This is a genomic window from Synechococcus sp. A18-25c, from assembly GCF_014280035.1.
Taxonomy (GTDB): domain Bacteria; phylum Cyanobacteriota; class Cyanobacteriia; order PCC-6307; family Cyanobiaceae; genus Synechococcus_C.
Window position 1 is genome coordinate 1,763,055 of the sequence record NZ_CP047957.1, and the last position, 14,427, is coordinate 1,777,481.

Genomic DNA, 14,427 nt, shown 5'->3' on the forward strand with positions numbered 1-14,427 from the left:
TGGTTCAGGGCAGAATGTGATTAACTCTGAATTTGCCGGTGTCTGCAGCCCTAGCCAGTGCCGTCAGCACAGCGCGTCTGCTGGTTGTCGAAGACGATGACTCCATCAGAGAAACCGTGCAGGAAGCCCTCAGAGCGGAAGGGTTTGATGTCACAACCTGTCAAAACGGCAGCGATGCTCTAACACTGCTCACCACAACAGCCGCAGAAGGCATCGATGCCTTAGTGCTCGACCTGATGCTGCCAGGTATGGGCGGCCTCGACCTCTGCAGAGAATTGCGCAAACGCGGAATCACCACGCCGATTCTGGTGGTGAGTGCCAGGGACAGCGAAACCGATCGTGTGCTTGGACTCGAGGTTGGAGCGGATGACTACCTGGTCAAGCCGTTTGGCCTGCGTGAGTTGGTGGCCCGCTGCCGTGCCCTGCTGCGCCGATCACAGCAGATCCAACCCAGCCCCGGGGAGGAGCAGGAAACCATCGAACACGACAACCTCTGCCTTTACAGCAGGGAATGCCGAATCACGCGGGACGGCGAAGATCTGAATCTGTCACCCAAGGAATTCCGGATTCTGGAATTGCTGATGCGCAATCCGAAGCGGGTCTGGAGTCGCGACCAGCTGCTCGAGCGCATCTGGGGCGTCGACTACGTGGGCGACACCAAAACAGTGGATGTTCACATCCGGTGGCTGAGGGAAAAAATTGAATCGACGCCATCGGCACCCCAACACATCCGAACCGTACGAGGTTTCGGCTACCGGTTCGGCTAATCACCGTGAGCTCAGGCGCATCGCTCTTTCTTGGCATCACGATCGGTGTGTTAACAAGTTGGGCGCTGCGCCATCGCTGGCCCCGCCAGGATCGGAAACGACAGGACGCCAGCAAAACGCCACCGGTGATCTCGGGCTATTCGCTCAGCACAGCCCAATTGTTGGCTTGGATTGACGCCGCCACCCAGGGATGGTTAATCCTCACACCGGATTTGACCATCGGCTACCTCAATTCCAGGGCCGAACGCCTACTGCGGTTTTCCAGCAATCTTTTGGTGCGCGGACAACCACTCGACCACGTGTTGTCCGTGCCTCAGCTTGAAGAGGCGATTGTCAGCGTGCGACATCAGCAGCGACCGCAGCGCTGCGAATGGGATCAACAAGGTGCTCCCTTGGAAGCGATTGTTCTGCCAGGCTCGGATGAATGGCTGCTGGTGCTCCTGCAGAGTCGCCAGTCCCTGGAGGCGCAGCAGCAGCAACAGGAGCGATGGGTAAGCGATGTCGCCCATGAATTAAAGACACCTCTCACCGCTTTGATGCTGGTGAGTGACCGTCTGGAGGGATCCGTATCTGATCAGGACAGTGTTCTGGTGGAGCGTCTGCAACGGGAACTGAAACGCCTGCAGCTGATGGTGGAGGATCTACTGGAGCTGTCCCGGCTGGAGAACGTGCTTCCCCACGAACAAGGGAGCTACTCACCGGTCTGCCTGGATCAACTGGTGGATGCGGCTTGGAACAGCATTCGCCCTCTGGCGGATCACCGACAGGTGTCACTCATGCTCAACACCGAAGAGCCAGGGCCGCTGCTGGGAGATCAGAGTCGACTGCATCGCGCCGTGCTCAATCTTCTCGACAATGCCCTGCGGTATTCACCCGATGGGAACTGTGTTGAAGTGGAGATCCTCCCGAGCGGAGGGTGGTGGTTGCTCTCCGTTCGAGACCATGGCCCTGGCTTGAGCGAGCGCGATCTCAGCAACATGTTCCAACGCTTTTATCGCGGCGACCCGTCTCGCGCCCGCTCCAATCGCAGCGGCAGTGGTCTGGGACTATCAATCGTGCAGCAAATCGCCGTCAATCACGGCGGCAGGGTGCAAGCCAGGAATCACCCTGATGGTGGTACCTCCATCGAACTGCTGCTTCCCCGCGGCGTGCGCTGAGGCAAGACCGAGCTTGATGCAACAGAGATTGCAGAAACTGATCGCCGCTGCAGGACTCTGCTCAAGACGCCGAGCAGAGGAGTGGATGCTTCAAGGCCGTGTAGCCGTGAATGGCCAAGTGGCATCCCTAGGAGATCAAGCTGACCCTTCCAGCGATCAAATCACGATTGATGGCAAGCCCCTGCCGATGGGAACCGCACCAAGAGTGCTGCTACTCAACAAACCGATGGGTGTGATCAGCAGTTGCCATGACCCCCAGGGTCGGCCCACCGTTTTAGAGCTGATCCCCCTGGCGTTCAGGCAGGGACTGCACCCGGTGGGCCGCCTGGATGCGGACAGCAGAGGAGCACTGCTGCTGAGCAACCATGGTGACCTCACCTTGAAACTCACGCATCCCCGCTACGAGCACCAGAAGACCTATCAGGTGACGGTGGCTGGAGCACCAAGCCAAGGGAGCCTGCAACGCTGGCGAGAGGGCATCGAACTGGATGGATCCCGCACCCTGCCGGCCTTGGTGCGCCTGATCTCAAGACGACAGGGCAACAGCAAGCTAGAGGTGACCCTCCGAGAAGGACGGAACCGCCAGATCCGCAGAACTGCAGCCAAACTGGGACATCCAGTGACCGATCTGAAGCGGATCGCGATCGGAGGCCTCTCCCTTGGATCCTTACCAGAGGGCTGCTGGAGAGAGATCCCCGAGCAAGAATGGCGGAGCCTGATCAGCAACGCATGAGGCGGGGCGCGAAGCAGCCATGGCTCTGATTCAACGTTCACTCTTCTCGTTGTGGAGAAAGCAGCGCACGCAGGAATCAACGGGAGACGACCTCGCCTCTGATGCCGACCCCCTGTTCGAAGCAGGGCGGCGATTGCGGGAGCACCGTGAGCAGCGCGGCTTAAGCCTCCGGGATCTATCCCGTGAAGTGCGCATCACGACCCCAGTTCTGGAAGCCTTGGAGAGGGGCTGGTCCGATCGCCTCCCCGAGCCGGCCTACCTGGTGGCCATGCTTCACCGGCTGGAGCAATATCTCGATCTCGAACCAGAAAGTTTGAGCGGTGCCCTGCCCAAACACTTCTTCCAGCAACAACTGCCGAAGGATCAACGGCGCACTCGCTTCACGCTGGGCAGCATCGACATCTTCACCACCTGGCAAGGCAGCGTGGTGTACGGCGTTGTGATCACGGTCTCACTGCTGGCGTTGAACCAGCAGCAACGGCAACTGGCCATCAACAACACCAAATCGTTCACGCCAGTGGCACTCAACCTGCAACAGCCAGACAAACAAGAGGCAACCCAGCCAGCACCTGGTTTGCTGGAACTGAACCTGCTGCAACCCAGCACCATCATCATCAGCAGTGAAGGTGGCGAGACCAGCGACTTGCGCGGCGTGACCGGTGAACTGAAATTGCAACTGCTTCCACCCCTGGAGTTACGCGTGGAACCGGCACCCGATGAGGGTGCGGTGCAATGGAACGGACGTCCCCAACAGCCCATCCAGGAGGCCGCCGGGACTTATCGCCTTTCCCAGGCCTCGGCGCGCAAGCCGTAACCCAGAAGCGCTCCATCAACGGCCTCATCCAACGACGCAAGCCGCCAATCCCAGTTGCCACCGACCGTGCCCGGAGTGTTGAAACGGGCTGCGTCATCCAGATGCAACAAGTCTTGGAGCGGAGCAATCACAAGCTGAGCGGTGGAGGCCATGCCGAGCTCCAGTAATTGCCATCCAGGCGCGTCGACTGGACCATCCACGCACGCAGCAAAGCGCTGCCGGGATCCCTCATCCAGCCGCTGCCACCAACCCAGACTGGTGGGGTTGTCATGGGTTCCCGGGTAGACGACCCACTGAGAACCTTGAATGTTTGCGGGGAGATAGGGGTTGTTGGGATTCCCATCAAAAGCGAACTGCAACACCTTCATCCCTGGAAGATGAAACCGATCCCGCAGCCGCTCCACATCCGGCGTGATCACACCCAGATCTTCCGCCACCAGCGGCAACCGGCCTCCGGCATCACGTCGGAGCAACCCGAGCAGCTCTGCACCAGGTGAACGTCGCCATCGCCCCCGCATGGCGGTGTCATCACTGCCGGGAACGGACCAGTAGGAGGCCAGGGCACGAAAATGGTCGAGGCGTAGTTGATCCACCAGCGCCCACTGACGCTTCAGCCGATCACGCCACCAACGGAATCGCGTGCGCCGGTGACGTCCCCAGCTGTAGACCGGCGTCCCCCAGAGTTGGCCGGTCGCTGAAAAGTAATCCGGCGGTACACCGCTCTGTTCACGGAGGCATCCATCGGCAGCGATCGAAAACAGGTCGCGGTGACTCCAAACATCGGCGCTGTCGCGAGCGACATAAAAAGGCAGATCACCGAGGATCTCTACGCCCAACTGTGCGCCAAGACAGCGAAGCCGCTGCCACTGGCGATCGAGGTGCCACTGGAGCAGCTCCTGCTCCAGCAGATCATCTTGATGATCACCTTTCCAGGCCTGCAACACGTCCTGATCGTGCCGGGCCAACCCTGCTGCCCACTGCCACCAGGGCTGATGGTTGTACTGCTCCCGCAGCACCATGAAGGCCGCATGATCCTCCAGCCAACGGGCTTGATCGTTGCGCCAGTGATGGAAGGCTCGATGTCGCGCAGGGTCTTGCTGCGACCAGCACCGTCGCAAGCCGCGACCGAGGCCGCCCGCCCGCTCCAGGGCCAACTGAAAATCCAGCCGGGGACGAACGATGCCAGCACCTGGCAGTGCCGCTTCATCCGCGCGCGACAGGAATCCCTCGTCCACGAGGTCCGTCGCATCGAGCAACCAGGGATTGAGAGCAAAACTGGATGGAGAGCTGTAGGGCGACCCCGTGCCATCCGGAGGTGCAAGGGGCAACACCTGCCACACCCCAATGCCATGCCGTGCCAGAGCATGGATCCACTGACGCGCCGAAGCGCCAAGACCTCCACAGGTGGGGCTGCCGGGCAGTGCAGTCGGGTGGAGAAGAACGCCGACTCTGCGGCGCGACTTCAGGCCAGTGGATTGCGACATCGCCATCACCAATCACCCCCAGGAACTGGCGTCATCAGAACAGTGCCGCATCACCGAGATCCTGGCCTTCCATCCCGTCGCGCACAACACGCTCAAAGAACTGCTCCAGGGTGTCGGTGCCATAGGACGGCGTTGCATCACTGTCGTATTGCTGGCGCTGTTCGTCCCACACCAACATGGACTCAGCGGCGTAGTAGCGACCGATCTTGCCAAACTCGGCAGTGTCTTGCAGCGCTGGAAACCGCTGCGAAAGGAACTCCAGAACACCCACGGGAACATCCATCAGGGCAATCGGGAGAGAAATCATCCAGGGCTTCTTGCCGAGAGCCTTGAACAGCATTTCCCCCTGCTGACGAGCACTCAAGGCAGCACCAGGTCCCCCGATCGGCAACACCTGATTGACCTTGTCACGATCAGCGACGCAATCGACGATGAAAGCAGCCAAATCGGCCTCGCTGATGGGTTTGCAACTGGCGAGCTCTCCTCCTTCAAACATCACATAGGGAGCACCTTTGCGACAGCTTTCAACTTGAGCACCGAGGCTTTTAAAAAAGGCAGTGGGTCGCACAATCGAATAACTGACGTCGTCGCCTTCACGCAACTTGGCTTCCAAGGCCAGTTTCGCTTTCTGAAATTCCAAGAGCGGCTTCTGCACGCAAATGGCCGAGAGCAACACGAAGTGAGCCATCCCCGCCTGTCGCCCCTGCTCGTAGGTGTTCAGGGTGGCTTCGTAGTCAATGGCCCATGAATCCTTGCGGCCACCCGTTCGTGATGCCAAGCAGCTGATCACCACATCGGTGGGTTGATCAAAGGCTTGGGCAGCCAATGAATCCGGTTGGGTGACATCGCCGAAGCGAACCTCAGCGCCGGGGAAATCAGCAATAACACTGTCTTGCCCCTGGCGACCGCCAATGCCGCTGCGCTCGCGGGCGAACGCCACCACGTTGTAGCCACGCTGCACCAGCTCTTTCACCACGAACCGTCCGATGTAACCGGTGGCGCCGAAAACCACAACGCGCACCTGGTCGGGCGATCGGTCACGGAACGCGTCGTTCGCAAGCATTGGCATATCGTCAACACCCCCCATTATTCGCGGAAAACCAGGCCAGACTGCGAGTCGGAGACGGATGACACGGCGCAATGAAGGGTGAGGCAGCGAGGAGCGAGGCATCCTCGAAACAGCGTGAGCGCTGGCTGGGTAGTCGCCCCTTCCGCACCATCCTCCGCATTGCTGCTGCTGTGGGCGGAGCCGCCCTAATGGCGGGAGGTCTGGGACTCATCTGGCCTGAACCGGATCCCATGGCGGAAACACCGCCCACTGCCGACGATCCCGCCAGCTTGGCACCGCTTCCCAAGCAGCCCGTGATGGTGCTCGTGGTGGGACTCGATGGCGACGGTCTCAATGACATGAGCAACCAAGCCGCACCTCTTGGACCCGCCAACGCTGACAGCCTGATGCTGCTCAACGTCAGTGCCGGCGGACCCTTACAAGTGCTTCAACTACCGATCGAGCTGGCGGTGAACCTGCCGGGTCAAGACGAGCTTCAATCCCTTTCAGCCACCTACCGGCAGGGAGGTGTCTCCCTCACTGCTGATGTGATTGCTGAAGTGGTGGGCCTCGATGAAGGGAAACCGGATCGCTACGTGGTGATGCCCCGTGAAGCGCTCAGGACTCTGGTGGATGGGCTTGGTGAAGTCGACGTCACCCTCAATCAGACCTATTCGCGTCAAGATCTCGCTCAGAACTACAGCGTCAATCTTCAAGCAGGTCGGCAGACCTTGAATGGTCAACAGGCGGAGCAATTGGCGCGACATAAAGCCAATCCAGGTGATGAAGAAGATCGGCGCCGGCGTCAGCAGAAGCTGTTGAGCGGGATTCACGATCAACTCAATCAACCGAATGCCATCACCCTCCTGCCAACAGTGGTCGGTGCGCTGTCATTGCAGATCGAGACGGATCTAACCCCCCCGGAGATCCTCAGCCTTGCTGCTGGAGTCCTGAGTAGCCAAGAGGCTCCCGAGATCAGTCAGCTCCAACTGGCGCCGCGGGTCGGTCAACAGCTGCTTCGGGAGCTTAAACCTGACCAGCCACTGCCGCTCTGGCCGTTGCTTGCCAACGAAGGCGCAGGCAGCTGACCAACCCTGCAGGATCGTCATCCGGCCCCTGCAGACAACCGCACCATGGCAACCCATCGGTACGGCGAAGCTCTGGTGACCAAGTGCCACCCATCTGTGCCAGACCCACCAGAGAGAGATTGAGCTCGTGAGCCAACGCCACAGAGGCACGAACGATGCCGGCAAAACGCCCATCGGAGCGGGGTTCGGCGAGCATCAACACAGAACAACGCCAAGCCGCTAACGCGTCCAACCAACTGCCATGGCCCGATTCATCGACAGCAGCGTCACCACTGATCTGCAACAGCGTGAAAGGCTCGGTAGCAGAAGAGCTCATCTCCGTCAGCGTCTGCAGCAGAGGATGGGGCGGTTGACCACAACCTTCCTGCACCAGAAGGGCATCAAGGGCGCGAGCGAGATCGTGACAGGCCGCTGACATCAGCCGGTCTGGCAGGACACCAGCACCGACCACGACCAGGAGGTTCTGAGGCATGGAATCACCCTAGGAGGCTCAGTTTGAAAAGCGCCTGTGGGTCGTCTGGACCTCGCAGCACTACGATCGGGGTACCGAATTTTTCGTTCGCGGGCATCGTGACCGGATTCCTGACTGCAGCCCGCGCCGAACAGGAGAAGATTCAGCACGACACCCGTCGTCTGAGGCTGTTCAGCGGCACCTCGAACCCAGGGCTATCCCGTGAGATTGCCGCCTACCTCGGCGTGCCTGATGGTCCAAGGGTTTGCAAGCGCTTTGCAGACGGTGAGCTGTACGTCCAGATTCAGGAATCCATTCGCGGCTGCGACGTCTTCTTGATTCAGCCCACTTGTGCTCCGGTGAACGATCACCTCATGGAGTTGCTGATCATGGTGGATGCCTGCCGGCGCGCCTCAGCACGTCAAATCACCGCGGTGGTCCCGTATTACGGCTACGCCAGGGCTGACCGCAAAACGGCTGGACGTGAGTCCATCACCGCAAAGCTCACCGCGAATCTGCTGGTGACCTCGGGAGTGGACCGGGTGCTGGCCATGGATCTTCATTCGGCTCAGATCCAAGGCTATTTCGACATTCCCTGCGATCACATCTACGGGTCACCCGTGCTGGCGGATTACCTCTCTGATCAAGATCTTGGTGATTTGGTTGTGGTGTCTCCCGATGTCGGTGGTGTTGCCCGGGCACGCGCCTTCGCCAAACAAATGGATGATGCGCCGCTGGCCATCATCGACAAACGACGGACCGGCCACAACATGGCTGAAAGCCTGACCGTGATCGGTGATGTGGATGGACGCACCGCCATTCTCATCGACGACATGATCGATACCGGTGGCACCATCTGCGCTGGCGCCCGTCTGCTGCGTCAGCAGGGAGCACGCCGTGTGATTGCCTGTGCCTCCCACCCGGTGTTTTCTCCTCCTGCCGCAGAACGCCTCTCAGAAGAAGGGCTGTTTGAACAGGTCGTTGTGACCAATTCGATCCCGATTCCTGCGGACCGCACATTCCCGCAGCTCCAAGTGCTCTCCGTCGCCAACATGCTCGGAGAAGCCATTTGGCGCATCCATGAGGAGAGTTCCGTCAGCTCCATGTTCCGCTGATCCAGCCACCCGACCTCAACGGGTGATGCGTCGGCGACTGACGGTTGCGCTTGCTGGGGTGTTAGCCCTGTGGATGGGTGCACCGGTTGCAGCCGGTTTGCCCACTGCTCAACGCAAGCGCACGCTCGGGGTTTGGCTCACCAATAGTCCAAGCCGGTTGTATTACGACCGGGCAGAAATGACTCGAGCCCTGAATGAACTGCAAGCTGCTGGGTTCAATGCCATTTATCCCAACGTTTGGAGTCGGGGCACCACCTTCCACCGCAGCCAGTTTGCTCCTGTTGAACCGGCCTTGATCAAAGCCGGCATTGAGCTCGATCCCATCTGCACCCTGGCGAAAGAAGCCCGCCATAGAGGCATGACCATCATTCCCTGGTTCGAATACGGCTTGATGGAACCGGCCGACGCAGCCGTGGTGCAAAACAACCCCGAATGGGTGCTCGCCAAGGCGAATGGCAGCCGCAGCATGACGATGCACGGCAAGCAGATGTCTTGGTTGAATCCAGCGCATCCACAAGTGCGTGAACGTTTCATCGGGCTGGTGCTTGAGGTGATGCAACGCTGCCGCGTCAATGGCCTCCAGTTGGATGACCACTTCGCGTGGCCCGTGGAATTTGGCTACGACGCTTACACCTCTGCCCTGTACGAACAGGACACAGGGGCACCACCTCCCAAAAATCACACCAACCGCTATTGGATGAGATGGAGACGCCGCCAACTCACGGGATTGCTGCGTGAACTTCGCCAGCGACTCAACAAAGAATCCTTGCCACAGCGCATCAGCCTGTCGCCGGGGCCCTTTCGGTTCGCTTACAACCACTGGCTCCAGGATTGGGAACTGTGGGCAGTGGGCGAACTGATCGACGATCTCGTCGTTCAGAACTATGCCTATTCACTGAAAGGGTTTGCCAAAGACCTGAATCAACCTGCTCTGCGTAAGGCCAGACAGTGGGGCCTTCCCATACAAATTGGCATACTCGCTGGATTTGGAAAACGCACGACACCTATTCCAATTCTTGCCGAGAAAAAACGGCTTAGCAATGAACAAGGCTACGGCGTGATCTACTTCTATTGGGAGGGATTATGGGGGGTCCACAGCGGCATAGAAGGGGCATCTTTTCGCAGAAAAGCTTTGCAACAGATGGGAAGCGTGAACTAATCAATCTCCATCTGGTGGAGACAACTTGATTGACGCAATCAACATATCGGTAAAACCGAAGCGAACGCTAGCTCAATGGTGGATAAGATTCCTTGCAAATACCGATCACTTCCATCAGAGGCATTTCAGTTTGCTGTTCGTAAATAAAATCAGCGACACAATCACAATACTTTGATTTTTGCTCCCGATAAGCACTTTCATCTATTTTTTCATCACCCATACAGCTTGTCTTAAAAACATCACCTGCACTGGATTCAATTTCAGCAATGGCAGGATGCATTGAGAGCAGGAGAGATGAAATAAATAAATAGAATTGCACAACCATAACCAAAAAAGAAAGTACTCAATTGATTCGTCCGAAACAATTAAGCAAGAAGATTGATCAACCCTCAAAGCACCGAATTCAACCAATCAATGAATACCTGATTCACTTCATCGGGAGTGAACTGCGTTTTCTTGAAAGCAGCCAGGATGGCACCTGGATGCCGTTCACTGCAGGCGCAGCGTGCTTCATCTGCATCGGCAACCCTGAGGCGATCAATGCCTGCACCTCCCCGAGGGACGTGCCAGAACACCGCATAGTTGTAATCCATGACCCCTCAAGAGGAAGGACACTCTTCTGGTAGCCACGAATGCGCCTCAGTGGGCTGGATTTCCGCGAATGAGCAATCGGGGGAATCCAGCCAGCGAACCATCATGCCTGCATCAGGCTGACCACTTCTCGTGTGTTCGTGGACAGGTCTGCTTCAGCCAGAATTGATAGCGCCATCTTCACAGCCGCTTGGCGCTCAGCGCCATAGGTGCGCCAACGGCTGAACACCTTGGCCAGACGTGAAGCCGTAATCGGGTTGCGCTGATCCACGGCAATGATCTGCTCGGCCATGAATCGATATCCACTGCCATCCAGTGCGTGGAACACCCTGGGATTGCCCACAAGGCCGCCCAGTACCGCGCGCACGGAATTCGGAGCCATCGGGTCATAGTTCGGGTGTTCCAGCAAAGCCGCCACCCGCGCCAGTGCATCGGTGCGTGGTGTCGATGCTTCCAGAGCAAACCAAGTGTCAAAAATCACAGGACGCTCCTGCCAGCGGTCGTGAAAAGCCTTCAGGGCCTGATCACGTTCCTGGCAATCCAACGGCTGCAACGCCCGCAGGCCTGAGCGTGCAAGGGTCATCGACGCACCATGCACCGCTTGAACAGCTGAAAGTCGCGCCGTTGCATCGCCTGCAGCCGCAAGCCAGCTCCAGATCAATCCGGTGAGTTGGCGCTCTCCCTGACCGGCAGGCCAAAGCTGTTCTAGCCCTGAGGCCACGCTATTCAGGCGAGCTTGCAGCAGCGACGCCAGCTGGGAACCCAGGTGGGCACGTAGTTCGCAGGCAGCGCGTTCCAGGGCCGGAGGATCTGCTTCGGTCTGGAGCGCTTCCAGCTCCGCCTGTCCAGGAAACGCCAGCAACGTGGCCAACACAGCCGGATCCTTCTCACCCTGATCAGACAACAGTTGACGGAGCGCCTCCAGCATGCGTGTCTCCAGCGCAAGCGCAGGAGTGCCGGCAGCACGAGCCAGCATCAGCTGTTTCCAGAGCTGCTGTCCTGCATCCCAACGCGCAAAAGCATCGTCATCCCCTGCAAACAGGGCAAACAGTTCGTCCGTTGACTGACCGGCATCCCAGGTGACCGGCGCAGAAAAATTGCGAAACAGTGACAGAACAGGGGGGTTGGCTGCGGGTGGCAAGCCCTCGATCACCACCGTCTGTCGTTGCTGATCGAGCACTAGCAAGCGTTCCTTCCCAGGACGACCGTTGGGCTGAAGGGCTGCCCAAAGCACGGGAATCACCAGCGGCAGCTTCTCCGGCTGACCCGGCGTGGGAGCCGTGATCTGCTCCAGGGTGAGTGTCAGTCGTCCCTCCTCGCCATTCCATTGCGAGCCGACCGTGACCCGGGGCGTTCCAGCCTGGTGGTACCAACGGCAGAATTGATCGGGGTCAAATCCCAAAGCCTGACCATCGGAGCAGGCTCCTTCGACGATGGCGGTCACGAAATCTTCCGTTGTAGCGGCTTCACCGTCGTGACGTTTGAAATAGAGGCGCGTTCCTTGCATAAACCGCTCGGGGCCCAGCAATGTGCGCAACATACGGATTAGTTCTGCACCTTTTTCGTAGATGGTTGTGGTGTAGAAATTATCAATCGCCTGGTAGGCATCAGGCTTTACCGGATGCGCGGTCGGCCCAGCATCTTCTCGAAATTGCGTGTTGCGCAGCATCGCTGCATCCTCGATTCGTTTCAACGCCTCGGAGTGCAGGTCAGCAGTGAAGCATTGATCTCGAAAAACAGTGAGGCCCTCCTTCAATGACAACTGAAACCAGTCGCGGCATGTGATGCGATTGCCGGACCAGTTGTGGAAATACTCATGACCAACGACACTTTCAATCCGCTCGAGTTCGCCATCCGTGGCCGACTCCGCATCAGCCAGTACCAATTTGGAGTTGAAAATATTCAACCCCTTGTTCTCCATCGCGCCCATGTTGAAGTGGCGCACAGCGACGGTATTGAACTCATCGAGGTCGTATTCCAGGCCATACACCGATTCGTCCCAGGCCATGGACCGTTTCAGTGATGCCATGGCATGGGCCGTAAACGGTTCATCACCAGCTTCCACATGAAGCCTGAGCGTGATGTCACGACCCGAAGCAGTTACATACTGATCGCGGATCTCCCTGAGATCACCGGCAACAAGCGCAAATAGATACGATGGCTTGGGGAAAGGGTCTTCCCAGATCGCTACATGGCGCGAGGGATCCTCAGCCAAGGGGTCCGAACTGATGGCATTGCCGTTGGACAACAGCACCGGATAGCGCTCGCGATCGGCCTCGATGCGCACGCGAAAACGGCTCAACACATCGGGCCGGTCGGGATGGAAGGTGATCCGCCGGAATCCCTCGGCCTCACACTGCGTTGTGAGCATCCCACCGCTCACGTACAACCCCTCCAGGGACGTGTTGGCCTTGGGATCTAGGCGGCTGACTGTTGTCAGTTGAAAGGGGTGTGCGGGAGTGTTCGGGAGCACCAGCCCGTCACCATCCAGGGAGTAGGCCTCCGGCGGAAGAGGCTGGTTGTCGATAGCAATCGACACCAGCTCGAGATCAACGCCCCGAAGCACCATGGCTTTGGACGCCCCGCCGTGCTTCGGTTCCACCTGAAACTCAGCCGTCACGGTCACGAGCTGTTCGCCAACGACCACATTCAGGGCGATGGCAGGAATACGGAACGGATATGGCTGGTAATCACTCAGACGAACCGTGGACTGGGGTGCAGCGGTGGAAACCATGACCAGCTCATGCTGCTGTGATCCTGCCTCGCATCAGCAGCAAACGGTGGGAGGGAAAACCTCACTCAAGCGGGAGAAAACCCCATCAGGACGATCCCGGCCGTTGCACATCGGCGACCGCCGGGAGGGATCCGTTGATTTGAAGCTGATCTCAGTTGGCGCCAGCCTGCTTCTCGATCGCTTCTTCCACCTTTTCCTTCACATCCTCGGGGACGAGATCAGGACAGAACTGCATCGCACCGGTGATGATCTGGAATTCAGCCCCAGCGAACAGCTGCTCGTTGGTGAGCTTTTTGCTGCCAGCAGAAGCAACAAGGCCACCGTGACGGCCATTGAGCAGCTGCACGTAGGTGGCAGCGGCGATACCAACTGCTTTGGGAAACTCAAGGCCTGCGGTACGGGCATTACAGACATAGGAAGACCCCATGCCGCGGTAGAGAAACACGTCCTCATTCGACGCAGGTTTCGTAGCCTGGCCCGTCGCTTGAGCGAATGCTGCGGGACCTCCCAGCAGGATCGGCATCAGAGCCAGGGGAGCAGCCAATGCTGCACGGATTCGACGGATGGAAGTCAAGAGTCCTGACTTAAGAATGCGGCCATGGTGCCGCATCTGATCGGTTCCGCACCACCTGCTTCAGCACTGAATGCAAACCGTCCTCGTTGGTCAGCTGGGGATGGGCGCTGACGCATCCTCGAGACGCGTTTCATGGTGGTGTTCAACGATCTCCAATTCCCCTTTCTGCCAGCTGTAGATGGCACGGGAACGGAAACGATCCTGATCAATCAGACGGGTGTATTCCTGAACATCCCAATCGAGGTAATGCGACTCAAACACCACTTCATGCTCATCCACCTGACGGATCTGCGTGCGCGCTTCCACTTCTTCGAGATAGGCACGACTGCGTTGAAGCTGATGTCCAAGCAAAGTTGCTTCCATCACACCCTCGCGCTGGTAGCGGGGTTTCCGTTCAAAAAAGTCTGTGTCGTGCTCCGGCCACCAACTCATTCGATAGCGCGGCTTGCCGACTCTTGATTCAGCGAAAATTTCGACCCGAATCATCATGTCGAGGAAGAGAACCTCCTCGTTTTTGAACACGTATTGGCGGCGCGACCGCCAGAGACCGAGGTTGCGTGCGAACCACCTGCGCAGATTGCTGTCGAGATGCACCCGTGTTGAAGCCGGAGGCTCTCCGTCTGGAGGCTGAGCACCGCGACGTTCAACGGGGAGAAGGGGCATGAACTGTTTGACCTGACAACAGTCTGTTCAAAATCGTCTTAGCGGTTCT

General features: G+C 58.5%; 15 protein-coding genes. 7 read left to right on the top strand and 8 right to left on the bottom strand.

Annotated elements, in window-relative coordinates; translation table 11 throughout:
- The first annotated feature begins 38 nt into the window (after positions 1-38).
- Genes SynA1825c_RS09755 through SynA1825c_RS09770 form a run of 4 tightly spaced genes read left to right on the top strand, consistent with a single transcriptional unit; the run spans position 39 to position 3,471 of the window.
- Complete coding sequence (locus SynA1825c_RS09755) at positions 39-767, top strand: response regulator transcription factor (RefSeq protein WP_186469117.1); 729 nt, start codon at positions 39-41, stop codon at positions 765-767.
- Positions 767-1,924: a sensor histidine kinase gene (locus tag SynA1825c_RS09760; protein WP_370593806.1), complete on the top strand. Its 1,158-nt coding sequence runs from the start codon at positions 767-769 to the stop codon at positions 1,922-1,924. The genes SynA1825c_RS09755 and SynA1825c_RS09760 overlap by 1 nt, the downstream gene beginning before the upstream one ends.
- A 13-nt stretch (positions 1,925-1,937) precedes the next feature.
- A complete protein-coding gene (locus SynA1825c_RS09765; protein ID WP_186469119.1) occupies positions 1,938-2,657 on the top strand; it encodes a pseudouridine synthase in 720 nt (239 codons plus the stop codon).
- Between the two features lie 19 nt (positions 2,658-2,676).
- On the top strand, positions 2,677-3,471 hold the full coding sequence (locus SynA1825c_RS09770) for a RodZ family helix-turn-helix domain-containing protein (RefSeq protein WP_186469120.1): 795 nt from the start codon (positions 2,677-2,679) through the stop codon (positions 3,469-3,471).
- On the opposite strand, the gene malQ is transcribed toward SynA1825c_RS09770, so the two are convergent.
- Both malQ and SynA1825c_RS09780 read right to left on the bottom strand, forming a co-directional pair.
- Complete coding sequence (malQ, locus tag SynA1825c_RS09775; RefSeq protein ID WP_186469121.1) at positions 3,435-4,955, bottom strand: 4-alpha-glucanotransferase; 1,521 nt, start codon at positions 4,953-4,955, stop codon at positions 3,435-3,437. The two genes, SynA1825c_RS09770 and malQ, sit on opposite strands and share 37 nt — an antisense overlap.
- 34 nt (positions 4,956-4,989) lie before the next feature.
- Positions 4,990-6,018, bottom strand: a complete 1,029-nt coding sequence (locus SynA1825c_RS09780) for an NAD(P)-dependent oxidoreductase (protein ID WP_370523147.1) — start codon at positions 6,016-6,018, stop codon at positions 4,990-4,992.
- A 77-nt stretch (positions 6,019-6,095) separates the two neighbouring features.
- On the opposite strand from SynA1825c_RS09780, the gene SynA1825c_RS09785 reads away from it, so the two are divergent.
- On the top strand, positions 6,096-7,091 hold the full coding sequence (locus SynA1825c_RS09785) for an LCP family protein (protein WP_186469123.1): 996 nt from the start codon (positions 6,096-6,098) through the stop codon (positions 7,089-7,091).
- On the opposite strand, the gene SynA1825c_RS09790 is transcribed toward SynA1825c_RS09785, so the two are convergent.
- The gene (locus tag SynA1825c_RS09790) at positions 7,030-7,563 is read right to left on the bottom strand and encodes a hypothetical protein (RefSeq protein WP_186469124.1); all 534 of its coding nucleotides are present in this window, start codon (positions 7,561-7,563) and stop codon (positions 7,030-7,032) included. The genes SynA1825c_RS09785 and SynA1825c_RS09790 overlap by 62 nt on opposite strands.
- A gap of 98 nt (positions 7,564-7,661) precedes the next feature.
- Here SynA1825c_RS09790 and SynA1825c_RS09795 point away from each other — a divergent pair, with 98 nt between their 5' ends.
- Together SynA1825c_RS09795 and SynA1825c_RS09800 are read left to right on the top strand one after the other, a co-directional pair.
- Positions 7,662-8,657 carry a ribose-phosphate pyrophosphokinase gene (locus SynA1825c_RS09795; protein WP_186469125.1) on the top strand — a complete coding sequence of 332 codons (996 nt, stop codon included), beginning with the start codon at positions 7,662-7,664 and terminating at the stop codon, positions 8,655-8,657.
- A 25-nt stretch (positions 8,658-8,682) separates the two neighbouring features.
- Complete coding sequence (locus tag SynA1825c_RS09800) at positions 8,683-9,816, top strand: glycoside hydrolase family 10 protein (protein WP_186469126.1); 1,134 nt, start codon at positions 8,683-8,685, stop codon at positions 9,814-9,816.
- A 67-nt stretch (positions 9,817-9,883) separates the two neighbouring features.
- On the opposite strand, the gene SynA1825c_RS09805 is transcribed toward SynA1825c_RS09800, so the two are convergent.
- From SynA1825c_RS09805 to SynA1825c_RS09825, 5 genes are all read right to left on the bottom strand, one after another.
- A complete protein-coding gene (locus SynA1825c_RS09805; protein ID WP_186469127.1) occupies positions 9,884-10,096 on the bottom strand; it encodes a hypothetical protein in 213 nt (70 codons plus the stop codon).
- A 109-nt stretch (positions 10,097-10,205) separates the two neighbouring features.
- Positions 10,206-10,409 carry a hypothetical protein gene (locus SynA1825c_RS09810; protein WP_186469128.1) on the bottom strand — a complete coding sequence of 68 codons (204 nt, stop codon included), beginning with the start codon at positions 10,407-10,409 and terminating at the stop codon, positions 10,206-10,208.
- A 101-nt stretch (positions 10,410-10,510) separates the two neighbouring features.
- Positions 10,511-13,141, bottom strand: a complete 2,631-nt coding sequence (gene pepN, locus SynA1825c_RS09815; protein WP_186469129.1) for an aminopeptidase N — start codon at positions 13,139-13,141, stop codon at positions 10,511-10,513.
- A gap of 151 nt (positions 13,142-13,292) precedes the next feature.
- Positions 13,293-13,751 (bottom strand): cAMP phosphodiesterase, encoded by a 459-nt coding sequence (locus tag SynA1825c_RS09820; protein ID WP_186469130.1) that lies wholly within the window; start codon positions 13,749-13,751, stop codon positions 13,293-13,295.
- A 54-nt stretch (positions 13,752-13,805) separates the two neighbouring features.
- A complete protein-coding gene (locus tag SynA1825c_RS09825; RefSeq protein WP_186469131.1) occupies positions 13,806-14,378 on the bottom strand; it encodes a hypothetical protein in 573 nt (190 codons plus the stop codon).
- Positions 14,379-14,427: the final 49 nt, after the last annotated feature.